Below are 23635 nucleotides of genomic sequence, written 5' to 3'. Positions count from 1 at the left end.
CAGTGAGGAACCCCGCGAATGATGTTTCGAACCACCCTGCGCCGCGCCCTGACCTGCACCCTGCTCGGCCTGACGCTCGCAACGCCCCTCACCCACGCCGCCGACAAGGTGGAACTGACCCTCTACAACGGCCAACACAAGGAAGTCGGCGACGAACTGGCCAAAGCCTTCGAAGCCAAGACCGGCATTCACGTCAACGTGCGCAAGGGCAGCAGCAATCAGCTCGCCAGCCAGGTGGTCGAAGAAGGCGACCGCTCCCCGGCCGATGTGATCTACACCGAAGAATCGCCGCCCTTGAACAAACTCGGCGAACAAGGCCTGCTGGCCAAAATCGACGACACCACCCTGAACGTGCTGCCCAAAGACTACGTCGCTGGCAACGGCACCTGGATGGGCGTCACCGCCCGCGTCCGCGTAGTGGCCTATAACCCCAAGCTGATCGACGAAAAAGACCTGCCGAAAACCGTCCTCGATTTTGCCCAACCACAATGGCAAGGCAAGGTTGGCTTTGTACCGACCAGCGGCGCATTCCAGGAACAAGCCGTTGCCATTATCAAACTGCATGGAATGGAAGCCGCCGAAGAATGGCTGACCGGCCTGCGCGCCTTCGGTAAGGTTTACAGCAACAACATGGTTGCCCTCAAAGCAGTGGAAAACGGCGAAGTAGCCAGCGTCCTGGTCAACAACTACTACTGGTTTGCCCTGCAGCGGGAGAAAGGCCAGCTCGACTCCAAACTGCACTACTTCACTGGCGGCGATGCCGGCGGCCTGGTGACCGTGTCCAGCGCAGCTGCGCTGAAATCCAGCAAACACCCGCAGCAAGCCCAGCAATTGCTCGCCTACATGGCCAGCGAAGAAGGCCAACGGGTGATTACCCAGACGTCCGCCGAGTATCCGCTGCATAAAGGCATGGCCTCGGATCGCGGCCTCAAACCCTTCAGCGAGCTGGAGCCGCCGAAAGTCACCCCGGCCGACCTCGGCAACGCCGAAGAAGCGCTGGAGCTGGAACGTGAAGTCGGCCTGAATTGATGACCCCATCGCTGAGCGCCCCACATCCGGCCGGGAGCTACGCACCCCGGCGCAAGCGCCCGCCAGTCGGCGTGCTGCTGCCGGTGCTGCTGTTGGTGTTCCTGAGCGCATTGCCGCTGCTGTACGTCCTCGTGAAGGCTTGGCAAGCCGGCTGGGCCGAGGCCTTGCACTTGCTGTGGCGACCCTATGTATTCAGCCTGTTGCGCAACACCTTGGCGTTGATGGTCGGCGTTACGCTGGCCTGCGGGATCATCGGCTTGTCCCTGGCCTGGTTGCTGGAGCGCAGCAATCTGCCAGGGCGGCGGCTATGGGGCGTCATCCTCTGCCTGCCGTTCGCGGTGCCGGCATTTGTCAGTAGCTTCACCTGGGTGTCCCTCAGCGCTCAGTTCGAGGGGCTGGGTGGCGCGATCCTGGTAATGACCCTGTCCAAGTACCCGCTGATATTTCTTCCGGTGGCGGCAACGTTGCGCAACCTGGACCCCTCCCTCGAAGAGTCCGCCCGCACCCTGGGGCAAAATCGCTGGGGAGTATTCTTTCGTGTCACCTTGCCACTGCTCTGGCCCTCGCTGCTGGCCGGCTCACTGCTGATTGCGTTGCACATGCTGGTGGAATTCGGTGCGCTGTCGATCATCGGTCTGCAAACCTTCACCACGGCGATTTATCAGCAATTCGAGCTGGAGTTCAGTAACGCCAATGCCGCCATGCTCTCGGCGGTGTTGCTAGCGCTGTGCCTGATGCTGCTGTGGTTGGAACTGCGGGTACACGGCAAGGGTCGCCATGTGCGTACCGGCCAAGGCGCGGCGCGCCAGGCCGAACAAGTGCGACTGGGGCCCTGGGCACTGCTCGGGCAGGTGTATTGCCTGGTATTGACGATCATCGGCAGCGGCATCCCCCTGGGGATGCTGGCGTATTGGCTGGCGGTGGGCACGTCCGCCGCGTTCCCGATCGGCGAGATCAGCGAGGCACTGTTGTCATCACTGGCGCTTTCACTCGGCGGCGCCGCGCTCTGCCTGGTGCTGGCGGTACCGGTCGGCCTGCTGGTAGTACGTCACAAGGGGCGCCTGGCGCTGTGGGCCGAACGCCTGCCGTACTTGCTCCATGCACTGCCAGGGCTGGTGATCGCCCTGAGCCTGGTCTATTTCGCACTGCACTACATACCTGCGCTGTATCAGACTTCGACCCTGCTGCTGATTGCCTACGCACTGCTGTTCCTGCCACTGGCCCAGGCGCCGGTGCGTACCGCCCTGAACAAGGCCGCGCCGCAACTGGAAGAGGCCGCACGCACCCTGGGGGCTTCATCGTTCAGCGCTTTTTGTCGGGTGACCTTGCCGATCATCTTCCCCGCACTGGGCGCCGCGTTCGCGCTGGTGTTCCTGGATGCGATGAAGGAGCTGACGGCCACGCTGCTGCTGAGCCCCACCGGCCTGAATACTTTGGCGACAGCGGTCTGGGCTCATACGTCGAATGTGGAATTCGCGGCAGCGGCGCCTTATGCGGCGCTGTTGATTGTGGTGTCGGGGTTGCCGGTCTATTTGCTGACGACGCGGATGTATCTGAGTCGCTGAAATCGCTATCGCGAGCAGGCTCGCTCCCACAATGGGATCGGGGTACACCCCGGGAGAGATAGGTCGGCTGTAAGGCCGCCTTCGCGAGCAAGCCCGCTCCCACAATGGGATCGGGATACTCCCGGGAGAGACAGGTCGGCTGTCAGGCCGCCTCGCGACGGACGTTGATCTCGGGCGCCCCGTTAACCACGATGGCCGGAGTGAGGGCTCACCGAGCCTAGGCGAGGTGCCGAGTGGTGGGGCAAAAGCGTTTTGCTTACTTTTGACTGGGCCGGCTTCCGGGCTTTTCAAAAGTGAGCCGCCGTAAGGGCGGAACCCTAAGTAGCCGTTACCGCAGTAATGGATATGTACCCAGCCAACAAAATCCCGGCCAGCCCAGCGACTACGCCCTGAACTGCCCCAAACTCGCCTTCAACTGCGCCGCCAACCCATCCAGCACCTTACCGCTGGCCGTAGTCTCGACCACAGCCTGGGCCGCTTTCTCGGCCTGGGCGTGAATGGTTTCCACCCGCCCGCGCACCGCTTGTGCACCCTGGGCCTGATGAGCCGCCGCCTGAGTCGCCAGGCCAATGGCCGCATGCACCTGCTCCACGGACGCCTGCACCGACTGCTGCAAGCGTGCGCTGTCACGCAACACTACCAAGCCCTCGTTGGCCTGGCGCCCAGCCTGGCCGATAGCAGCCACCGCCTCCCGGGCGCCTTGCTGCAAGGCCACGATATGCGCCTGGATATCGCCCGTCGAACTCTGGGTCTTGCTTGCCAACGCCCGCACCTCGTCCGCCACCACCGCAAACCCGCGCCCGGTCTCCCCAGCCCGCGCCGCTTCGATGGCCGCGTTCAAGGCCAACAGGTTGGTCTGCTCGGCAATGCCGTGAATCACGGTCAGTACCACTTCGATCTGCTCACTCTGCTGGGCCAGCCGCTCGATGACTTTTGCCCCAGTGTCGACCTGTCCGGCCAATGCTTCGATCAAACCGCCGACTTTGGCCGAGGTACGGGTGTTTTCGTCGGTGGCCTTACGAATTTCCACCACTTGCTGCAAGGCCGCCTGCATCGCCTGGCTTTCCGACTGCGCTTCATCAGCCATTTGCGACAGCGCCCGCAGGCTCTCGGCCACTTCATCACGCTGCATGCCAGCCGCCGCATCGGCACCGGAGTTACGCAAGGTCATCGCACCTATTTCCAGGCCAGTGCGCTGGGCTACGTCACCCGCCTCCCGCACGATTGGTTGCAACTTATCCACAAAGCGATTGACCGCCGAGGCCATGTCGCCAATTTCATCCTTGCTGCTGATCTGCACTCGCTTGGTCAAATCACCTTCGCCCGCCGCCAGGTCGTTCATCGCAGCTATCAGCAACTTCAAGCGATTGACCACCCGACGTCCCAGCACCACAGCCAGCAGCGCCAGCACGCCAAAGCCCACCAGGGCCAAGCCCATGCCGATGCGCCAGCGCAAGGTGCCAGCCGCTTCCTGCACGGTACTGGCGGTGTTGGCCTGCATTTTCGTGGCGGTGGCCTGGGCCGACTCCAGGCGACCGCGCATGGCGGTGGCACTGTCGGCCGCCGCCCCCTTGAGACTGTCGCCAACCAACTGGTCGCTACTGGCAATCAAGGCCGAGAAACGCTGATCCAGCGCCTTCAGGTCGGTTTCAACGGAGGCCGTGGAAACCCCCATCAGTACTTTGCCGATCTCCACGCCGTTGGGGTTGATCGAGGCTTCGAGGTAATACACCGACGGATCGTTCTTCGCCGCATCCAATACCTTGTCCAACGCCCGTTCGCCCTTGCCTTTTTCCAGCAGAGCCTTGTTGACCGGGTTTTCCCGGTTCAGGTAGCGGGTCAGGTGCTCACCGTTAGCGTCGTCATAGATGACGAATAGCACATTGGGATTGCGCTGGGCCCGACGGGCGAATTCGGAGAGCGTGGGCACGTCGTTGTCCCACATGGCACGAGGGGCGACGGAAGCCAGGAGTTGCGCCATATCATTGGCGGAATCCTTGAGCGCTTTCTCGAGGGTCGTACGCAACTGCGCCTGCTCGTCCTTTAGCCGCGTCGATAATCCGACGGTGAGGCGCTGCCGAGTGCTGGCAGACAAACTGTCCAGGCTGGAGGTAACCTCCCGCCCGGCCTGCTCCAGTTCGCCAGACAATTTCTGACTATCATCCCCCAGCCGGGCCCCTAGTTCGGCCTCCAGCGCGGTGACCGTGCTTCGAGTCAGCGCGACGGCCACCAGCACCTGCACCAAAAGGGCGATACCCAGGGTAACGAACACGGGCCGCAACAGACGGCTTTGTAACAGTGAGAGAACGGCCGACACAGGGGAATCCCTCTACTAAACGCCATTAAATTGATGGCACTTCAAAGAAGCACTTATTGTTAACGATGCGTAGCAAAGGTCGTGCCGCCCGACCGGCAGAAACGACAAAGGCCCCAAACAAGGGGCCTTTGTGTTTTACATCAACGACTTATCAGGCAAACGGGTGACGCAGAACGATGGTTTCGTTGCGATCTGGCCCCGTCGAAATAATGTCGATCGGCGCACCGACCAACTCTTCAACGCGCTTGATGTAGTTGCGGGCCGCCACTGGCAGCTCTTCCAGGGTCTTGGCGCCCACGGTCGATTCGGTCCAGCCAGGCATCTGCTCGTACACCGGCTCCAGGCCGATGTAGCTGTCCGCGTCGGTCGGTGCGTCGATGACGGCGCCGTCCTGGTTCTTGTAGCCCACGCAGATATTGATGGTTTCCAGGCCGTCCAACACGTCCAGCTTGGTCAGGCACAGGCCCGAGATGCTGTTGACGTCGATGGCACGACGCAGGATGACGGCATCGAACCAACCACAACGACGGGCACGACCGGTGGTAGCACCGAACTCGTGACCGCGCTTGGCCAGGAAGGCACCCACGTCGTCGAACAGCTCAGTCGGGAACGGGCCCGAACCGACGCGGGTGGTGTAGGCCTTGGTGATACCCAGGATGTAATCCAGGTACATCGGACCAAACCCCGAACCCGTGGCGATACCGCCGGCGGTGGTGTTGGAGCTGGTAACGTACGGATAGGTACCGTGGTCGATGTCCAGCAACGAACCCTGGGCACCTTCGAACATGATGTCCTTGCCGGCGCGACGCAGCTCGTGCAGCTCGGCAGTGACGTCGAGCATCATCGGCTTGAGCAGCTCGGCATACTCCATGCACTCGTCCAGGGTTTTCTGGAAGTCGATGGCCGGCTCTTTGTAATAATTGACCAGGACAAAGTTGTGGTAGTCCAGCAACTCGCCCAGCTTGGCGGCGAAACGCTCGCGATGGAACAAGTCGCCGATGCGCAGGCCACGACGAGCCACTTTGTCTTCGTAGGCCGGGCCGATGCCACGACCGGTGGTGCCGATCTTCAGCTCGCCACGGGCCTTTTCACGGGCCTGGTCCAGCGCAACGTGGTAGGACAGGATCAGCGGGCAGGACGGGCTGATACGCAGGCGCTCGCGCACCGGTACGCCTTTCTCTTCCAGCTTGATGATTTCCCGCAGCAAGGCGTCGGGAGCCACCACCACACCGTTGCCGATCAGGCACTGCACGCCTTCGCGCAGCACGCCCGACGGAATCAGGTGCAGAACGGTCTTTTCACCGTCGATCACCAAGGTGTGACCTGCGTTGTGGCCACCCTGGTAGCGCACTACGGCGGCAGCATGTTCGGTCAGCAGATCAACGATCTTGCCTTTGCCCTCATCACCCCACTGGGTGCCCAGGACTACGACATTCTTACCCATAACACTTGTCCTCATTCGCGCAAACTTGGTGCCGGCCGCAGCCGGCAGGAAAACTCAAGAAGCCAGCGGCAATACTTGCCAAAGCCCGTTCTGCTGAATCAATTGCCGGTCGCAGTCCGCTTCACGGGCGGCGGCCAAAGGTTGCCCAGGCAAAGCCTGGACGACGCGCTGACCCTCACTGCGCAACTGGCAGACCGTCTGCCAGAGTGCCGCATCCGTACTGTCAGGCATCCAGATACCGCCAGACGGTAGCTCGATTTCAGCACGCCCCAGGGTCACCAGGGTTTTCAAATCGGTAGAGAAGCCAGTCGCCGGACGGGCCCGACCGAAGTCGGCGCCGATATCGTCATAACGACCGCCCTGGGCAATGGACTGGCCTACGCCCGGTACGAACACCGCAAACACGACGCCGGTGTGGTAGTGATAACCGCGCAACTCGCCCAGGTCGAAATACAGCGGCAGCTCGGGGAAACGCACCGACAGGCGCTCGGCAATCGCCAGCAAATCATCCAGCGCCGCCAACACTGGCGCCGGCGCATGGGCCAGGCGTTCGCGGGCCGCCGCCAATACTTCACGACCACCGCACAGGTCCACCAACGCCCGCAGCATGCCCGACAGATCGGCCGGCAAGCCTTCGGTCAGGCTGATGACTTCGTCGATAGCCTTGCGTTGCAGGGCATCGAACAACTGTTGCTCCACTTCCCCGGACAGACCGGCCGCACGGGCCAGGCCGCGATAGATGCCGACATGACCCAGGTCCATGTGGACATCCGGTACGTCAGCCAGTTGCAACATGGCCAACATCAGGCTGATGACTTCCACGTCGCTGCTGGGACTGGCGTCGCCATACAGCTCGGCACCCAATTGGATCGGGCTGCGCGAAGACGACAAGGCGCGCGGTTGGGCATGCAGCACACTGCCGGCGTAACACAGGCGGCTCGGGCCTTCACGGCGCAGGGTGTGAGCGTCGATGCGCGCCACTTGTGGCGTGATGTCGGCACGAAAGCCCATCTGCCGGCCCGACTGCGGATCGATAACCTTGAAGGTGCGCAAATCCAGGTCCTGGCCCGCGCCGGTCAGCAGCGATTCCAGGTACTCGATATGCGGGGTGACGACGAACTCGTAACCCCAGCTCTGGAACAGATCCAACACCTGGCGACGCGCTACTTCGATACGCGCAGCTTCCGGTGGCAGTACTTCTTCGATGCCATCTGGCAGCAGCCAGCGGTCTACCGTTGCCATTACGCCATTCCCCTATGGTCCGGGCGGCCAGCTTTCGGGCTGGCCTTGAGTGAAGCAGAAAATACCTGTGCCGTACGCAAAACACGCGCAAGGGCGACGTGACGAATGGCCAGCAATCGGCCTCGCCCAGCACTTTCCTCGAGAAACCTGTCGAGTCGTTCAACTCGACGCCTGCAACTACAAAACGCAATCAAACGTGCAGACGCAAAAAAGCCGGGAATTTCCCGGCTGCCGCATCATACACACGTTTTCCCAAAGGATCACCCCGCCCGACGCTTTAGCCGCCGGGCGGAGCACCTCAGGTCAACGCCGCATCAAGGCTTGGCCTTTTCCAGGTAACGGAAGAAGTCGCTGCTTGGGTCCAGGACCATGACGTCGGATTTGTTCGCAAAACTTTCACGATAAGCGCGCAGGCTACGGTAGAACCCATAGAACTCCTGGTCCTGACCATAGGCCTTGGCGTAGATCGAAGCGGCCTGGGCGTCACCATCACCGCGGACCTCTTCCGATTCACGATAGGCTTCGGCCAGCAGCACGCGACGTTGGCGATCGGCGTCGGCACGGATGCCTTCGGCCAGCTCGTTACCCTTGGCGCGGTGCTCGCGGGCTTCACGCTCACGCTCGGTGCTCATGCGCTCGAATACGCTGCGGTTCACTTCCTTCGGCAGGTCGATGGCCTTGACCCGGACATCGACCACTTCGATGCCCAACTCTTTTTCCGCCATCGTATTCAGCGAACGGGTGATGTCGGCCATGAGCGCATCACGCTCACCGGACACGACTTCATGCAGCGTACGCTTACCGAACTGGTCACGCAGGCCCGACTCCAGACGACGGGACAAACGCTCGTCGGCGATCTGCTTGAGACCGGAGGTCGCGGTGTAGAAGCGCTCGGCATCCTTCACCCGCCACTTGGCGTAGGCGTCCACCATCACGGCTTTCTTTTCCAGCGTCAGGAAGCGCTGCGTCGGTGCATCCAGCGTCATCAGGCGACCGTCGAACTTGCGCACCTTGTTGACGTACGGCACCTTCACATGCAGCCCCGGCTGGACATCAGCCTGGACCACGCGACCAAACTGCAGCAACACCGCACGCTCGGTCTGAGCCACGATGTAGAAGCAGTTCCAGGCAGCGATCGCCACGACGACACCGACAATAAGGGCGATCAGCGATTTATTGCTCATCAGCGACTCTCCCTGGTACGTGCTTGCTGTTGCTGCAGATCCGCCGCACGGGCGTTGCCGTCATTGTTGATGGCTGCCGCGCCAGTCGACGGCGCGCTGGTGTTGCGACCGCTTTCGACCATCTTGTCCAGCGGCAGGTACAGCAGATTGCTCTGACCGTTCTTGTTGCCGGTCACGAGGACCTTGCTGGTGTTGCTGAAGACTTCCTGCATGGTGTCCAGGTACAGACGCTCGCGGGTGACTTCTGGAGCCTTGCGATACTCGGCCACCAGCTTGGTGAAGCGATCCGCCTCACCCTTGGCCCGGGAAACCACTTCATCGCGGTAGCCGTTGGCATCTTCGATAATGCGCTGGGCCTGGCCACGCGCTTCCGGCACGACGCCGTTGGCATAGGTCTCGGCCTGGTTGCGCGAACGCTGTTCGTCTTCTCGAGCACGAATCACGTCGTCGAAGGCTTCCTGGACTTCACGCGGCGCCGCGGCGCTCTGGACGTTGACCTGGGTCACGGTGATACCGGTGCGATAGGTATCGAGGAACCGTTGCAGGCGCTCCTTGATCTCGCTGGCCATCAGCTCACGCCCTTCGGTCAGCACCTGGTCCATGGCGGTGGAACCCACCACATGGCGCAAGGCACTCTCGGTCGCATGCTGCAGGCTGGTTTCCGGCTGGTCGACGTTCAGTACGAAGTCTTGCAGGTTGGTGATCTTGTATTGCACGGTCAGCGGCACTTCGACGATGTTCTCGTCTTCGGTCAGCATCTGGCCCTGCTTGGTATAGGCACGCTCACGCGTGACGTTTTCCATGTACTTCTGATCGATCGGCGGGAAATAGATGTTCAAGCCCGGGCCAACCGTCTCGTAGTACTTACCGAAGCGCAGCACCACGGCCTGCTCCTGCTCGTCCACGACATAGACCGCGCTGTACAGCCAAATAGCCGCGAGCACGACAAGGCCGATGCCGAGCAGGCCGAAACCGCCGCCCTTGCCCGGACGACCGCCACCATCGTCACCGCGTTTTTTACCACCACCGAACAAACCGTTCAGGCTTTCCTGCAGCTTTCGGAAGGCCTCGTCGAGATCTGGCGGCCCCTTGCGGTCGCCGTTGTTACGACGCTTGCCACCCCAAGGATCCTGATTATTCGAGTTGCCACCCGGCTCATTCCAAGCCATAGCGCTCTCCATCTGATAAAGCAAAGACGCACCCACGGCGCGCCGACCAATGCTACAGAATGCCTGACACAGCTTTCTCAGGCTTTTATTGCAAAGTGTGTTGCTCGATGAATTCCATCGGTTGCAGCCCTTCGCGGCTGACCAGCCGGTTAAGCTCCGACCGAGGCAGGCGAACAGCCAGCAGGCAGACGCCTTCTTCGTCGTGTTCTTCTTTTTGCACCGCCCCCAGCTCAAAGAACTGGGCACGCAGCCGGGCGAAACGTTGCGGCAATTTCAGCGTGCCGACGAACAGATCATTGCCCAACAACTCCGCCACAGCCTGCTTGAGCAGGTCCAGGCCGGTGCCGTCACGGGCCGATAACCAGACCCGTTGCGGCTTGCCATCGGCATCGCGCTGGATCTGCGGCTCCACGCCTTCGAGCAAATCGAGTTTGTTGTATACCTCAAGGATCGGCAAGTCCTGGGCCCCGATCTCGCCCAGCACCACCATCACTTGCTCGATCTGCAGCATCCGGTCCGGCTCTGCGGCATCGATCACGTGCAGCAGCAGGTCGGAGTTGCTCGACTCTTCGAGCGTAGCTCGGAAAGCCTCGACCAGCTTATGCGGCAGGTGACGGATGAAACCTACGGTGTCGGCCAGCACGATGGGCCCGAGGTCGTCCAGGTCGAGCCGGCGCAGGGTCGGGTCGAGCGTGGCGAACAACTGGTCGGCGGCGTAGACGTCGGATTGGGTGACATTATTGAACAGGGTCGATTTGCCGGCGTTGGTATAACCCACCAGTGAAACCGTCGGGATGTCCGCGCGCTTGCGACCGCGCCGCGACTGCTCACGCTGGCTGCGGACCTTCTCCAGGCGCCCCTTGATCTGGCGCAGGCGAACCCGCAGCAGACGCCGGTCGGTTTCCAACTGGGTTTCACCCGGACCGCGCAGGCCGATACCGCCCTTCTGCCGCTCAAGGTGAGTCCAGCCACGAACCAGCCGCGTACTCATGTGCTCAAGCTGGGCCAGTTCGACCTGGAGCTTGCCTTCATGGGTACGGGCGCGTTGGGCGAAAATGTCGAGAATCAGCCCCGTACGGTCGATCACGCGGCACTCGAAAACACGTTCGAGGTTGCGTTCCTGACTGGGCGTGAGGATGTGATTGAAAATCACCAGGTCGACCTGCTCGGCCTTGACCAGGTCGCGCAACTCCTCGACCTTGCCACTGCCGATCAGGAATTTGGCGGTTGGCCGATGACGCGGCACGTTGAAAAACGCGACGGTCTCGGCGCCGGCCGAAATTGCCAATTCCTGAAACTCCTGCGGATCTTCGCGCGCCTCAGGGTCCTGTCCATCCAAGTGAACGAGAATGGCCCGTTCACCACCACCGTGGCGCTCAAAGAACAAAGGAGACTCCTATCAGGCGTTACCCGGCTCAGCGTCACCGCCTTCGGATTCGGTTGCGCTAGGCAGACGAATTGGACGGACTGGCACGACTGTCGAGATCGCGTGCTTGTAGACCATCTGGCTGACGGTGTTTTTCAGAAGGATGACGAACTGGTCGAAAGACTCGATCGTGCCTTGTAGTTTGATCCCGTTGACCAGATAGATGGACACCCCAACTTTCTCTTTACGTAAAGTGTTCAAGTAAGGGTCTTGTAGCGAATGCCCTTTTGACATGTGCCGCACTCCTTTAAGGATCAATTATAAAAATCGGAATCAGATGGCTTGGGCCGTCACACCCCCAAGGATAGACGGCAATTGCAAGGACTCAGCTCAATATGGAGATGGTCCCGAGGTATTTCAAGGCGCGTGGCAGATTGTCGCAATCGAGACTGTCAAGCCAATGCAAGTCAGTCCAGCTGCGCAGCCAGGTGAACTGGCGTTTCGCCAATTGGCGCGTGGCAATGATCCCACGCTCCTGCATCTCGGCTGACGTCAGCTTGCCGTCCAGGTAATCCCAGACTTGTCGATAACCCACCGCACGTATAGACGGCAACCCGGCATGCAGGTCACTTCGCTCACGCAGGGCTACGACCTCGTCGACGAATCCCTGTTCCAACATTAATGTGAATCTTTGTTCAATTCGCCGATGCAGCACTTGCCGGTTCGCCGGAGCGATAGCCAGATTCGCGACAGTATAGGGCAATTGTTGCAGTCCCGAAGCGGCTGCTTCAGTACTTTGCGCAGATTGTCGCTGGCGCAGGGCTGTCATGCTCTGGCCGCTGACCCGATAAACCTCCAGGGCCCGACTGAGCCGCTGCGGGTCGTTGGGGTGAATACGCGCCGCCGACTCCGGGTCAATGGCCGCCAATTGCTCATGCAGCGCTTGCCAGCCAAGGCGTGCAGCCTCTTCTTCGATCTGCGCGCGCACCTCGGGGTCGGCTGCCGGCATATCCGCCAAGCCATCGACCAAGGCCTTGTAATACAGCATCGTGCCGCCCACCAGCAGCGGAATCTTGCCCCGCGCGGTGATCTCGGCCATGGCCTGGAGGGCATCGCGACGAAAATCCGCGGCCGAGTAGGCCTCGGCCGGGTCGAGGATGTCGATCAGTCGGTGCGGATACTCGGCCAGCAGCTCTTTAGACGGCTTGGCCGTGCCAATGTCCATGCCCCGGTAAACCAGGGCCGAATCGACGCTGATCAGCTCGCAGGGCAACACCTTGGTCAATTCGATAGCCAGGTCGGTCTTGCCGGCGGCAGTCGGCCCCATCAGGAAAATCGCCGGTGGCAACTGGTTCATCAACGACCGCGCAGGAACAGTTTGTCCAGGTCGTCCAGGCCCAATTGGGTCCAGGTCGGCCGGCCATGGTTGCATTGACCGCTGCGTTCGGTGTTTTCCATGTCCCGCAGCAGGCCGTTCATTTCCGGCAGGGCCAGGCGCCGGTTGGCGCGGATCGCGCCGTGGCAGGCCATGGTGCCGAGCAGTTCGTTCAGGTGTGCCTGAATCCGGTCGCTGGTGCCGTACTCCATCAGGTCCGCCAGCACGTCGCTGACCAGGCGATTGGCCTCGGCCTGTTTCAACAACGCCGGGATCTGGCGAATCGCCAGGGTTTCCGGGCCCAGGCGTTGCAATTCAAAGCCCAGTCGCTGGAACCAACTCACATGCTCTTCGGCGCAATCGGCTTCGCGCTGGCTGACTGCCAGGGATTCGGGCACCAACAGCGGCTGGCCGCTCAGGCCTTCGCTGGCCATGGCGATTTTCAACCGCTCGTACATGATCCGCTCGTGGGCGGCGTGCATGTCCACCAGCACCAGGCCCTGGGCATTTTCCGAAAGGATATAAATACCTTTGAGTTGCGCCAGGGCATAACCCAACGGCGGGATGTCGCCCTGTCCGTCGGGCAATGCCGCCGCACCGGGTTCAGGCAAGGGTTTGAAGAACTCGCGATACGCCGCCTGGGCCTCGGCCACTGGCACGTTGGATTGCGGGCGCGGGGTGTATTGATACTGATAGCCGCTGCCAGCCCCGCTACCGGCCGTGTTGTAGCTCGGTTGCGCTTGCGGCTGTTCCAGCAACGCGTTGGCCGCCAGGCGCATTTCGCCCTGGGGCCCGAATTCGCCCGCTTCCAACCCGCTAGGCCGGACCATGCCGCCGACCGCCGCCGGGGCCGCCAGTTGATCTTCCGGGCGCACATCGCCCAAGGCGCGGTGCAAGGTGCCGTAGAGGAAATCGTGGACCATGCGCCCGTCACGAAAACGCACCTCATGCTTGGTCGGGTGCACGTTGACGTCCACCACCGCTGGGTCGACTTCAAAAAACAGCACAAAAGTCGGATGCCGACCGTTGAACAGCACGTCGCGATAAGCCTGGCGCACGGCGTGGGCCACCAGTTTGTCGCGCACCGCCCGGCCGTTCACATAAAAATATTGCAAGTCCGCCTGGCTACGGGAGAAGGTCGGCAAGCCAACCCACCCCCACAGATGCAGGCCATTGCGCTCCACCTCGATGGGCAACGCCTGTTCCAGGAACCCGGCACCGCACACCGCACCCACCCGCCGGGCGCGGGCCGCATCGTCGTGGGCCTCGTGCAGGCTGAGGATGGTCTTGCCGTTGTGGCGCAAATGGAACGCCACGTCAAAACGCGCCAGGGCCAGGCGCTTGATGACTTCCTGCAAGTGATCGAATTCGGTCTTCTCGGCCTTGAGAAACTTGCGCCGGGCCGGGGTGTTGAAGAACAGGTCGCGCACCTCCACCGAGGTCCCCACCGGATGAGCCGCCGGCTGCACGCGAGAGGCCATGTCCCGGCCTTCGGTCTCGACTTGCCAGGCCTGCTCGGCGTCGCGGGTGCGGGAGGTAAGTGTCAGGCGCGACACCGAACTGATGGACGCCAGCGCCTCGCCACGAAAGCCCAGGCTCATGACCCGCTCGAGGTCTTCCAGATCGCGAATCTTGCTGGTGGCGTGGCGCGCCAGGGCCAGCGGCAGGTCGTCGGAAGAAATACCGCCACCGTCATCGCGTACCCGCAGCAGCTTGACGCCGCCTTGCTCGACATCCACATCGATGCGCTTGGCCCCGGAGTCGAGGCTGTTTTCCAGCAACTCCTTGATGACCGACGCCGGCCGCTCGACCACTTCGCCGGCGGCGATCTGGTTCGCCAGCCGTGGGCTGAGCAGTTCGATACGGGCGTTGCTGCCGATCACTTCGTCACTCATTGCTGAACCGCCACGTCATTGCCGGGAATGGTCAGGGTCTGGCCGATCTTGAGCTCGTCGCTCTTGAGGTTGTTGGCACTGCGCAAGGTGGCAGGCGACACCTGATAGCGCACAGCGATCATCGCCAGGGTTTCACCAGGACTGACCCGATGGTCCCGCGGGCCCTGGACAATCTTGCCGGAGTCGCGCAACCAGGCAATGTAGGTGCCCGGCGGTGGGTTCTGCTGGAAGAACTGCCGCACGCCGCTGCTGATCGAGCGGGCCAGCGCCTGCTGATGATTGGCGGAGGACAGCTTGGACGCTTCATTGGCGTTGGAGATGAAGCCGGTTTCCACCAGGATCGACGGAATGTCCGGCGACTTGAGCACCATGAACCCGGCCTGTTCGACGCGCTGTTTATGCAGCGGCGTCACGCGACCGATGTTGCTCAAGACCTTCTGGCCGACGTTCAGGCTGGAGGTCAACGAGGCGGTCATCGACAAATCGAGCAACACACCGGCAAGCATCCGGTCCTTGTCGTCGAGACTGACGTTACCGGCACCACCGATCAGGTCGGAACGGTTTTCGCTGTCGGCCAGCCAACGGGCAGTTTCCGAGGTGGCGCCACGATCGGACAAGGCAAATACCGAGGCCCCGAACGCAGCGGCCGAAGGCGCGGCGTCGGCGTGGATGGAGACGAACAGGTCGGCGCCTTTCTTGCGAGCGATTTCGGTACGCCCACGCAACGGAATGAAGTAGTCGCCGGTACGGGTCAGCTCGGCACGGAAGCCTTTCATGCCGTTGACCTGGCGCTGCAGCTCGCGGGCGATGGACAGCACCACGTCTTTTTCACGCTGCCCACGCGAGCCCGAGGCCCCCGGGTCTTCGCCACCGTGACCGGCGTCGATCACCACGATGATGTCGCGCTTGCCGGCCGGGGCCGGTGGCAGCTTGATCGCCGGTTCGGTCGGCGTCACCGGCACCGCCGGTATCGTGGCGACATTGGTCGGCGGCGGCGAAGGTGGCGCGGCGTCGGCCGGGTTATCGAACAGATCCACCACCAGTCGGTTGCCGTACTGAGCGTTCGGGGCCAGGGTGAAGCTTTTCGGGGTCACGGCTTTTTTCAGGTCGATGACCACCCGCAGGTCGGTCGGCGTCCGTTGGGCCGAACGCATCGCGGTAATCGGTGTATTGGCGGTGGCCACGTTCAATGGCGCGCCCAGGGACGCGCCATTGATGTCGATCACCAGGCGATCCGGGGCGGTCAGGGTGAATACGCTGTGTTGCACCGGGCCCGTCAGGTCGAAGACCAGCCGCGTGTTGTCCGGCGCTCGCCAGAGGCGAACGCTGTTGACCTTTGTCTCGGCCACAGCATCGACGGCCAGTGCCGTAAGCAACAGTCCTACGACAGCAACCACCGCGCGAAAGCGCATACCAAACCCCATCATTAATTAGTTTCCAATGCCAAAGCGGCACACCACGACTCGCCACGCGAGCCTTGCGGCGTCAATTTCAGCAAACGCCCGCCGTTCTGCGCGCCAATGGTAATGGTCAGGTCAGGCTTTGGCAAAAAGCCTGCACCTTTCTGGGGCCATTCGATCAGGCACAGGGTGTCATCTTCGAAATAATCGCGAATACCAAGGAATTCCAGCTCTTCAGGATCCACCAGTCGATACAGGTCGAAATGGAAGGCACGGATGTCGCCAATCTCGTAGGGCTCGACCAAGGTGAACGTGGGGCTTTTGACTGAGCCGACGTGTCCGAGGCCGCGAATAATGCCACGGGACAAGGTGGTTTTCCCCGCTCCGAGGTCACCTTCGAGAAAAATCAGGCCATGGCCCGCCGTGATGCGTGCAACGCGCGCCCCGAATGCCGTCATGGCTTGTTCGTCCGCCACGTACAGGGTTACTTCAGACACGGTGAATGCTCCTCCAACAACTGACGAATGGCCGGGATCAGATCGGTCGCCGCCAGCCCCCGGCCCGATCGACCGGCTTGCGCACCGGCATTGGCGTGCAGCCAGACCGCCAGGCACGCCGCATCAAAACTATCCATGCCCTGAGCGAGCAACGCGCCGACCACCCCGGCCAACACATCCCCCAGGCCGGCGCTGGCCATGGCTGGATGGCCCTGGCTGCAAACCGCCAGGCGACCGTCCGGACTGGCGATCAGGCTGCCGGCGCCCTTGAGGATCACCGTGGCGGTATATTTCTGGCTCAAGGCGTGGGCCGCTGCTGGACGATCGGCCTGCACCTGGGCCGTGGACAAGTCCAGAAGCCGCGCCGCCTCGCCCGGATGCGGGGTGATGACACAGTGTTCAGGCAGACTGACAGCGCCGCTGCTCAGCAGGTTCAGCGCATCGGCATCCCACACTTGCGGCAATAGCGCATTGGCGGCCGCCGACAACAGGCTACGCCCCCACGCGGCCTGGCCCAGCCCTGGCCCGACCACCAGCACACTGGCCTGCTTGAGCAACCCCATCAATTGGTTGGCCGAATGAGTGCCCTGCACCATGACCTCAGGCAAACGCGTCAGCGCAGCCGAGACATGCTCGCTGCGGGTCGCCATCGAAACCATGCCCGCGCCGCAACGCAGTGCGCTTTCGGCGCTCATCTGGATCGCGCCGCCAAAGCCCCGGTCGCCACCAATCAACAGCACATGACCCAACCGGCCTTTGTGAGTGGTGGGTACACGGGGCGCCAGACGCGGCAGATTATGGGATGAGAGCAGTCGGGCACTGACCGCTGCCGATTCAACGATGTCAGGATCGGCGTGGAGATCGTTGAACACCAGTTCGCCAACCCGATCCGCCGCATCGCCCGTGAACAGGCCCAGCTTCAGGCCAATGAACGTCACGGTCAGGTCGGCCGTCACCGCCGTGCCCAGCACCCGCCCGGTATCAGCACACAGCCCCGAGGGAATATCCACCGCCGCGACCGGCAGGCCGCTGACGTTGATCGTGTCGATGGCCCGCACATAAGGCTCGCGTACGTCGCCACTCAACCCGGTGCCGAGCAAGGCGTCGAGCAGCACGCCACGCAATTCGACCTCATCCGACCACGGTTCTACCTGCACCCCCACCGCCACGGCCTCGGCATGGGCATTGGCGGCGTCACCCTGCAATCGCCCGGGCTCGCCCACTGCCACCACCCGCGCCGACCACCCGGCCCGCCGGGCCAAGGTTGCCACCAGATAACCGTCGCCGGCGTTGTTACCGTGACCGGCCAGCACGGTCAGCTCGCTGGCCTCAGGCCAGTGCCGGACGATCGCTCGCCAGGTGGCACGGGCCGCGCGCTGCATCAATTCGAAGCCGCTGGTGCCTGCCGCGATCAGTTGTGCGTCGAGGGCCCGGACCTGCGCGGCACTGTACAGCGCGTCGGGAAAATCATCTTTAGTGTGCGGCATGCGTCTTCGGGCTCCGATGTCTGGCAGAATTATACGCATCTCAGCTCCGGTTTCTCTCGCCTCATGCCTGCCATTTCCACAGACCTCCCTGCCCTCGCCCTCTCCATCAAGGACTGGGGCCGCGAGCTGGGCTTCCAGCAAGTCGGCATCAGCGGCCTGGGCCTTGCCGAGCACGAGCAGCATTTGCAGCGCTGGCTCGACGCGGGTTATCACGGCGAGATGGAATACATGGGCGCCCATGGCAGCAAACGCTCGCACCCCGAAGAGCTGGTGCCGGGCACATTGCGGGTGGTTTCCCTGCGCATGGACTACCTGCCGGGCGACACACAAATGGCGCAATTGCTTGGCCAACCGGAAAAAGCCTATGTCTCGCGCTATGCATTGGGCCGCGATTACCACAAATTGATCCGTAAACGTGTGCAGCAACTGGCAGAAAAAATTCAGGCGGTCATCGGCCCCTTCGGTTATCGCGCCTTCGTCGACAGCGCCCCGGTGCTGGAAAAAGCCATCGCCGAACAGGCCGGCCTGGGTTGGATCGGCAAGAACACCCTGGTGTTGAACCGCAAGGCTGGCAGCTATTTCTTCTTGAGCGAGCTGTTTGTCGACCTGCCCCTGCCGGTGGACCCACCCCACGCCAGCGAACACTGCGGAAAATGCACTGCGTGCCTGGACATCTGCCCGACGAATGCCTTCGTCGGCCCCTACGTGCTGGATGCCCGACGCTGCATTTCCTACCTGACCATCGAACTGAAAAGCGCCATCCCCGAAGAACTGCGGCCGTTGATCGGCAATCGGGTGTTCGGTTGTGATGACTGCCAGATCGTCTGCCCGTGGAACCGCTTCGCCCGGCCTTCCGGGGAAAGCGACTTCAAGCCGCGGCACAACCTGGACAATGCCGGGCTGGCCGAGCTGTTCATGTGGGACGAGGATCGGTTTCTGAGCAGCACCGAAGGTTCGCCGCTGCGCCGCGCCGGTTACGAACGCTGGCTACGCAACCTGGCGGTAGGCTTGGGGAACGCACCGTCAACGATTCCGGTGCTACAGGCACTGCAAGCGCGGCGCGATTATCCGTCGGAACTGGTGCGCGAACATGTGGAATGGGCGTTGCGCCAACACGCCGAGCGTCAGACCTCGTCGTTATAAACGAACTTGGGCATTTCCCAGTGAAAGCGGATCGCCAGGAGCCGTAACAAAAAGCCACCGAACAAAGTGATGAGGATCGCCTGCTCGCTCGGCAGTTGCAGGAAGACACACAATAGATAACACCATGCTGCGGCAAACGAGACGCTGGCGTAGAGTTCGCGGCGGAAGATCAGCGGGATGTCGTTGCAGAATATGTCCCGCAGGATGCCGCCGAACACGCCCGTGATGACACCGCTGACCGACGCCACCAGCATGCCGTGGCCCATTTCCAGGGCGGTCATACAGCCGATCAGGGTAAACGCCACCAGGCCCACGGCGTCGAGCACCAGGAACAGCGAGCGCAGATGGCGCATCCAGCGCGCGAGGAAAACCGTGAGCATCGCCGCTGCGGTGGTCAGTACCAGGTATTCCGGGTGCTTGACCCAAGTGAGCGGGTAATGCCCGAGCAGCACGTCACGCACCGAACCGCCACCCAATGCCGTGACGCAGGCGATCAGCACCACGCCGAACCAGTCCATGCCACGGCGCCCGGCGGACAAGGCGCCGGTCATGGCTTCGGCGGTGATGGCGATCAGATAAAGCATCAGCAACATGAGGGGCGGTCCTTACTGGAAGGCGCGCAGTCTAGCCATTTCGGGCAGGCACCAAAAGGGGGCAAGGCAACGGCCCCAGCCTAAACATCACGCCCCCCCAGCCCAAACTGATCCGGTGGCGAGGGAGCTTGCTCCCTCGCCACCACAGCTTCCCCGCCTGCTGCCTCGCTGCAATAGCCTGGGAGCCGACTTAGAACTTGATGAAGTGCTTACGGTAATGCTGCAACTCGGCGATGGACTCGCGAATGTCGTCCAGGGCCAGGTGGCTGCCGCCCTTCTGGAAACTGTCACGCACTTCTGGAGCCCAGCGAGCAGCCAGTTCCTTGAGGGTGGAGACGTCCAGGTTGCGGTAGTGGAAGTAGCTTTCCAGGGATTTCATGTGGGTATAGAGGAAGCGACGATCCTGGCAGATGCTGTTGCCACAGATCGGCGACTTGCCCTTTGGCACCCACTGCTCCAGGAAGGCGATGGTCTGGGCCTCGGCCTCGGCCATGCTGATTTTGCTCTCGCGTACCCGCTGGGTAAGGCCAGAGCCGCCGTGCTGGCGAGTGTTCCATTCGTCCATGCCAGCCAGGATCTCGTCGCTGTGATGGATCGCGATCACCGGGCCTTCGGCCAAGGTGTTGAGGTCACTGTCGGTGACGATGGTGGCCATTTCGATGATGACATCGGTGTCGGGGTTCAGACCGGTCATTTCCAGGTCGATCCAGATCAGGTTCTGCGGGTTTTGCATAGGGGAGCTCCTCGGCGTAGCCACGCAGTTTAGCCTAGGCAGGCCCTTGGGCGTGCTAAACTCGCGGCCGTTTTACCCTATTCGCTGCATTTCTTCATACGGAACACCCATGGCCAAACGCCAACTCAATCGTCGTCAAAACTGGCGCATCGAAAAGATCCAGGGCGAGCGCGCCGCCCGCGCCGCCAAACGCGAATCCAGTGCTGTCGAAGCCCTGGAGGGTGGCGACCTGGGCCCTGAACAGACGGGCCTGGTGATCGCCCACTTCGGCGTGCAAGTCGAGGTCGAGGCCCGGGAAGGCGAACTGGCCGGCCAGGTGTTCCGCTGCCACTTGCGGGCCAACCTGCCGGCACTGGTGACGGGCGACCAGGTCGTCTGGCGCGCCGGCAACCAGGGCATCGGCGTAATCGTGGCGCAATTACCGCGTCACACCGAGCTGTGCCGCCCGGACAGCCGAGGCCAGCTCAAGCCGGTGGCCGCCAACGTCGACATGATCGTCATCGTCTTTGCGCCGCTGCCCGAGCCTCACGCCAACCTGATCGACCGTTACCTGGTAGCCGCCGAGCACGCCGGCATCCGCCCGTTGTTGCTGCTCAACAAGTTCGACCTGATCGACGAACACAACGCTCCTGCGCTGAACGCTTTGCTGTCGGTCTATCGGGACTTGGGTTACCCGGTGCTGGAAGTCTCGGCTCATCACGGCGACGGGATGGAAAAATTGCAGGAACAACTGGACGGACGCATCAGTGTGTTCGTCGGCCAGTCCGGTGTCGGCAAGTCGTCGCTGGTCAACAGCCTGCTGCCGGACGTCGAGACCCGTGTCGGGCCGTTGTCCGAACTGTCTGGCCAAGGCACCCACACCACCACCACCGCGCGGCTGTTCCACTTCCCCGGCGGCGGTGAACTGATCGACTCGCCGGGCATCCGCGAGTTTGGCTTGGGTCACGTCAGCCGGGCCGATGTCGAAGCCGGATTCATCGAGTTCAACGAGCTGATCGGCACCTGCCGCTTCCGCGACTGCAAGCACGATCGCGAACCCGGTTGTGCCCTGCTCAAGGCCTTGGAAGAAGGTCGCGTGCATCAGCAACGGATGAACAGCTACCGCTCGATCATCGCCAGCCTGCCGGAAAGCAGTTACTGAGCCCGGTTATAGAATCGTTCCCACACTCTGCGTGGTAACGCATCTGGTGACGCTCAGCGTCCCACGCAGAGCGTGGGAACGATCAGAAAACAATGACCCACAAAAAAGCCGACAATGATGTCGGCTTTTTTGTGGGTTACTGCGCAGGCGTCTCGGCAGGCTTGGGCGCAGCGTCCTCGAACAGGTTCAGACGCTCGCGCAGCTCGTGGGCCGGCACCGGCTGCTTATCCGCCGGCAAGGCGTTCGGATCAGCCGCCGCCCCAGGCGTTGCCGGTACTTCACCCGGTGCGCCCTGGCCCTGGGCCGGATCCGGCGCCGGGTCATCGGTTTGCGAACCTTCGATGGCCTGCTGGGCCTTCTTGGTCAACACCACGATATCGATACGCCGGTTGACCGGGTTGAACGGATCCTTGCGGTCGAACAACGCCGAGGATGCGTAACCGACCACCCGCGCCACCTGTTCGTCCGGATAACTGCCGGCCACCAGGGCACGACGTGCCGCGTTGGCGCGGTTAGCGGACAGTTCCCAGTTACCGAAATCACCTTTGCCGACATAGGGCTTGGCATCGGTATGACCGCTGATGCTGATTTTGTTCGGCACCGCTTTGATGGTGTCAGCCATGGCCAGCAGAATGTCTTCGAAGTAAGGCTTCAGGCGCGCACTGCCGGAATCGAACATCGGCCGGTTCTCGGCGTCCATGATCTGGATGCGCAAGCCGTTCGGCGTGATTTCGAACAGGATCTGGTCCTTGAATTTCTGCAGCTGCGGGTTCTCCTCGACCTTGTTCTGCAACTCCTGCAGCAACAATTCCAGGCGCTCGCGCTCGATCTGCTCGGCCATGCCTTCGACCTGCTCGGAATCCACCGTCACTTTGTCGGGCTGGGGCTCGGACTTGACTTCAGGGTTGAGGGTCGTTTCCGGCGCCAGGGTCGGTGAACCACCCAGGTCGATGATGTACGGCGTGCCGCTTTCAGTAAAACCGACCGGGTCCTTGAAGTAACCGGCGATGGCGATCTTCTGTTCCGGGGTCGCGGTGGACAGCAGCCACAGCACCAGGAAGAACGCCATCATCGCCGTCGCAAAGTCGGCGAAGGCGATTTTCCAGGCGCCCCCGTGATGCCCCGCGGCTATGCGCTTGACGCGCTTGATAATGATCGGCTGGTTATTTTCCATGACTTAGCGACCGCGAACCGCTTGTTCCAACTCGGCGAAGCTTGGACGGTGCGCCGGGTACAGGACCTTGCGGCCGAACTCCACCGCCAGCGATGGCGGCATGCCCGAGGCCGAGGCCACCAGGGAAGCCTTGATGGCTTCGTAGACGTTGAGCTCTTCCTTGGCGTCGTGGGCCAGGGAGTGAGCCAGAGGGCCGAAGAAACCATACGCGGCCAAAATACCGAAGAAGGTCCCCACCAGTGCCGCACCCACGTGCAGACCGATGGATTTCTGGTCACCGTCGCCCAGGGAAGCCATGGTCACCACGATGCCCAATACCGCCGCGACGATACCAAAGCCCGGCATGGCGTCGGCGATACCGGTGACCGCGTGGGACGGGTGCTCCAGGTCTTCCTTGAGGCTGTAGAGTTCCATGTCGAACAGCCCTTCGAGCTCATGGGGGGCCATGTTGCCAGACGACATGATGCGCAGGTAATCACAGATGAACGCCGTCATCCGGGCATCTTTGAGCACCGCGGGGTACTTGGCGAATATCGGGCTGGCGGCGGCATCTTCGATATCCCCTTCGATCGCCATCATGCCTTCGCGGCGGCTCTTGTTGAGGATCTCGTAGATCAGCCCCAACACCTCGAGGTAGAAGGTGTGGCTGAAACGCGAACTGAACATGCCCAAGGACTTCTTGAGCACGTGCATTGTCATGTAGCCGGGGTTGGCCTGCAGGAATGCGCCAAGGGCCGCGCCACCGATGATCATCACCTCGAAAGGCTGGATCAGGGCTGCAATCTTGCCATGGGAGAGCACGTATCCGCCGAGTACGCTCGCGAACACGACAATGATGCCGATAATTTTAGCCATAGATAGAAAGTACTTATTTAAGTCGG

General features: G+C 62.0%; 20 protein-coding genes. 4 read left to right on the top strand and 16 right to left on the bottom strand.

What is annotated here, in order from left to right; translation table 11 throughout:
* Positions 1–18 precede the first annotated feature (18 nt).
* Positions 19–1029 (top strand): extracellular solute-binding protein, encoded by a 1011-nt coding sequence (locus J9870_RS02725; RefSeq protein WP_210642596.1) that lies wholly within the window; start codon positions 19–21, stop codon positions 1027–1029.
* On the top strand, positions 1029–2594 hold the full coding sequence (locus tag J9870_RS02720; RefSeq protein WP_210642595.1) for an iron ABC transporter permease: 1566 nt from the start codon (positions 1029–1031) through the stop codon (positions 2592–2594). The genes J9870_RS02725 and J9870_RS02720 overlap by 1 nt, the downstream gene beginning before the upstream one ends.
* Before the next feature lie 382 nt (positions 2595–2976).
* Here the strand turns inward: J9870_RS02720 and J9870_RS02715 are convergent, their stop codons facing one another.
* From J9870_RS02715 to J9870_RS02660, 12 genes are all read right to left on the bottom strand, one after another.
* Positions 2977–4911 (bottom strand): methyl-accepting chemotaxis protein, encoded by a 1935-nt coding sequence (locus J9870_RS02715; protein WP_210642594.1) that lies wholly within the window; start codon positions 4909–4911, stop codon positions 2977–2979.
* Between the two features lie 151 nt (positions 4912–5062).
* On the bottom strand, positions 5063–6355 hold the full coding sequence (locus tag J9870_RS02710) for an adenylosuccinate synthase (protein ID WP_003186407.1): 1293 nt from the start codon (positions 6353–6355) through the stop codon (positions 5063–5065).
* A gap of 54 nt (positions 6356–6409) precedes the next feature.
* The gene (locus J9870_RS02705; protein ID WP_210642593.1) at positions 6410–7597 is read right to left on the bottom strand and encodes an ATP phosphoribosyltransferase regulatory subunit; all 1188 of its coding nucleotides are present in this window, start codon (positions 7595–7597) and stop codon (positions 6410–6412) included.
* A gap of 314 nt (positions 7598–7911) precedes the next feature.
* Positions 7912–8781, bottom strand: coding sequence for a protease modulator HflC (hflC, locus tag J9870_RS02700; RefSeq protein WP_210642592.1), 870 nt, complete (start codon positions 8779–8781; stop codon positions 7912–7914).
* Positions 8781–9950 carry an FtsH protease activity modulator HflK gene (hflK, locus tag J9870_RS02695; RefSeq protein WP_210642591.1) on the bottom strand — a complete coding sequence of 390 codons (1170 nt, stop codon included), beginning with the start codon at positions 9948–9950 and terminating at the stop codon, positions 8781–8783. The genes hflC and hflK overlap by 1 nt, the downstream gene beginning before the upstream one ends.
* Before the next feature lie 85 nt (positions 9951–10035).
* Positions 10036–11337 (bottom strand): ribosome rescue GTPase HflX, encoded by a 1302-nt coding sequence (gene hflX, locus J9870_RS02690; RefSeq protein ID WP_210642590.1) that lies wholly within the window; start codon positions 11335–11337, stop codon positions 10036–10038.
* 12 nt (positions 11338–11349) lie between these two features.
* Complete coding sequence (hfq, locus tag J9870_RS02685) at positions 11350–11610, bottom strand: RNA chaperone Hfq (RefSeq protein ID WP_003186419.1); 261 nt, start codon at positions 11608–11610, stop codon at positions 11350–11352.
* A gap of 91 nt (positions 11611–11701) precedes the next feature.
* Positions 11702–12673, bottom strand: a complete 972-nt coding sequence (gene miaA / locus J9870_RS02680; protein WP_210642589.1) for a tRNA (adenosine(37)-N6)-dimethylallyltransferase MiaA — start codon at positions 12671–12673, stop codon at positions 11702–11704.
* Positions 12673–14586, bottom strand: coding sequence for a DNA mismatch repair endonuclease MutL (gene mutL / locus J9870_RS02675; RefSeq protein WP_210642588.1), 1914 nt, complete (start codon positions 14584–14586; stop codon positions 12673–12675). The genes miaA and mutL overlap by 1 nt, the downstream gene beginning before the upstream one ends.
* A complete protein-coding gene (locus J9870_RS02670; RefSeq protein WP_281728934.1) occupies positions 14583–16013 on the bottom strand; it encodes an N-acetylmuramoyl-L-alanine amidase in 1431 nt (476 codons plus the stop codon). The genes mutL and J9870_RS02670 overlap by 4 nt, the downstream gene beginning before the upstream one ends.
* Positions 16013–16483, bottom strand: coding sequence for a tRNA (adenosine(37)-N6)-threonylcarbamoyltransferase complex ATPase subunit type 1 TsaE (gene tsaE, locus J9870_RS02665; RefSeq protein ID WP_210642587.1), 471 nt, complete (start codon positions 16481–16483; stop codon positions 16013–16015). The genes J9870_RS02670 and tsaE overlap by 1 nt, the downstream gene beginning before the upstream one ends.
* The gene (locus J9870_RS02660) at positions 16471–17970 is read right to left on the bottom strand and encodes an NAD(P)H-hydrate dehydratase (RefSeq protein WP_210642586.1); all 1500 of its coding nucleotides are present in this window, start codon (positions 17968–17970) and stop codon (positions 16471–16473) included. Before J9870_RS02660 ends, tsaE begins: the two co-directional genes overlap by 13 nt.
* A 63-nt stretch (positions 17971–18033) precedes the next feature.
* Between J9870_RS02660 and queG the strand changes: the two genes are divergently transcribed.
* A complete protein-coding gene (gene queG, locus J9870_RS02655) occupies positions 18034–19113 on the top strand; it encodes a tRNA epoxyqueuosine(34) reductase QueG (protein WP_210642585.1) in 1080 nt (359 codons plus the stop codon).
* On the opposite strand, the gene J9870_RS02650 is transcribed toward queG, so the two are convergent.
* Positions 19095–19706, bottom strand: coding sequence for a trimeric intracellular cation channel family protein (locus J9870_RS02650; protein WP_058546520.1), 612 nt, complete (start codon positions 19704–19706; stop codon positions 19095–19097). The genes queG and J9870_RS02650 overlap by 19 nt on opposite strands.
* 190 nt (positions 19707–19896) lie before the next feature.
* Complete coding sequence (gene orn, locus J9870_RS02645) at positions 19897–20439, bottom strand: oligoribonuclease (protein WP_024780809.1); 543 nt, start codon at positions 20437–20439, stop codon at positions 19897–19899.
* 109 nt (positions 20440–20548) lie between these two features.
* Between orn and rsgA the strand changes: the two genes are divergently transcribed.
* Positions 20549–21580, top strand: coding sequence for a small ribosomal subunit biogenesis GTPase RsgA (gene rsgA, locus J9870_RS02640; RefSeq protein WP_210642584.1), 1032 nt, complete (start codon positions 20549–20551; stop codon positions 21578–21580).
* 136 nt (positions 21581–21716) lie between these two features.
* Here rsgA and motB read toward each other — a convergent pair whose 3' ends face one another.
* Entirely contained in the window at positions 21717–22754 is a 1038-nt protein-coding gene (motB, locus tag J9870_RS02635; protein WP_210642583.1) for a flagellar motor protein MotB, read from the bottom strand.
* A gap of 3 nt (positions 22755–22757) precedes the next feature.
* Positions 22758–23609: a flagellar motor stator protein MotA gene (gene motA, locus J9870_RS02630; protein ID WP_003197198.1), complete on the bottom strand. Its 852-nt coding sequence runs from the start codon at positions 23607–23609 to the stop codon at positions 22758–22760.
* Between the last annotated feature and the right edge of the window lie 26 nt (positions 23610–23635).

The sequence above is a fragment of the Pseudomonas sp. Tri1 genome, from assembly GCF_017968885.1.
Taxonomy (GTDB): Bacteria; Pseudomonadota; Gammaproteobacteria; order Pseudomonadales; family Pseudomonadaceae; genus Aquipseudomonas.
This window is presented reverse-complemented; position numbering and strand designations above follow the sequence as displayed.

Excerpts from the sequence above, each read along its gene's own strand:
- hfq (WP_003186419.1), bottom strand. The coding sequence starts at position 11,610 with ATGTCAAAAGGGCATTCGCTACAAGACCCTTACTTGAACACTTTACGT.
- J9870_RS02670 (WP_281728934.1), bottom strand. The coding sequence starts at position 16,013 with ATGATGGGGTTTGGTATGCGCTTTCGCGCGGTGGTTGCTGTCGTAGGA.
- hflC (WP_210642592.1), bottom strand. The coding sequence starts at position 8,781 with ATGAGCAATAAATCGCTGATCGCCCTTATTGTCGGTGTCGTCGTGGCG.
- J9870_RS02660 (WP_210642586.1), bottom strand. The coding sequence starts at position 17,970 with ATGCCGCACACTAAAGATGATTTTCCCGACGCGCTGTACAGTGCCGCG.
- miaA (WP_210642589.1), bottom strand. The coding sequence starts at position 12,673 with ATGAACCAGTTGCCACCGGCGATTTTCCTGATGGGGCCGACTGCCGCC.
- motA (WP_003197198.1), bottom strand. The coding sequence starts at position 23,609 with ATGGCTAAAATTATCGGCATCATTGTCGTGTTCGCGAGCGTACTCGGC.
- orn (WP_024780809.1), bottom strand. The coding sequence starts at position 20,439 with ATGCAAAACCCGCAGAACCTGATCTGGATCGACCTGGAAATGACCGGT.
- mutL (WP_210642588.1), bottom strand. The coding sequence starts at position 14,586 with ATGAGTGACGAAGTGATCGGCAGCAACGCCCGTATCGAACTGCTCAGC.
- J9870_RS02650 (WP_058546520.1), bottom strand. The coding sequence starts at position 19,706 with ATGTTGCTGATGCTTTATCTGATCGCCATCACCGCCGAAGCCATGACC.
- J9870_RS02720 (WP_210642595.1), top strand. The coding sequence starts at position 1,029 with ATGACCCCATCGCTGAGCGCCCCACATCCGGCCGGGAGCTACGCACCC.
- J9870_RS02705 (WP_210642593.1), bottom strand. The coding sequence starts at position 7,597 with ATGGCAACGGTAGACCGCTGGCTGCTGCCAGATGGCATCGAAGAAGTA.
- J9870_RS02725 (WP_210642596.1), top strand. The coding sequence starts at position 19 with ATGATGTTTCGAACCACCCTGCGCCGCGCCCTGACCTGCACCCTGCTC.
- motB (WP_210642583.1), bottom strand. The coding sequence starts at position 22,754 with ATGGAAAATAACCAGCCGATCATTATCAAGCGCGTCAAGCGCATAGCC.
- queG (WP_210642585.1), top strand. The coding sequence starts at position 18,034 with ATGCCTGCCATTTCCACAGACCTCCCTGCCCTCGCCCTCTCCATCAAG.
- J9870_RS02710 (WP_003186407.1), bottom strand. The coding sequence starts at position 6,355 with ATGGGTAAGAATGTCGTAGTCCTGGGCACCCAGTGGGGTGATGAGGGC.
- hflK (WP_210642591.1), bottom strand. The coding sequence starts at position 9,950 with ATGGCTTGGAATGAGCCGGGTGGCAACTCGAATAATCAGGATCCTTGG.
- rsgA (WP_210642584.1), top strand. The coding sequence starts at position 20,549 with ATGGCCAAACGCCAACTCAATCGTCGTCAAAACTGGCGCATCGAAAAG.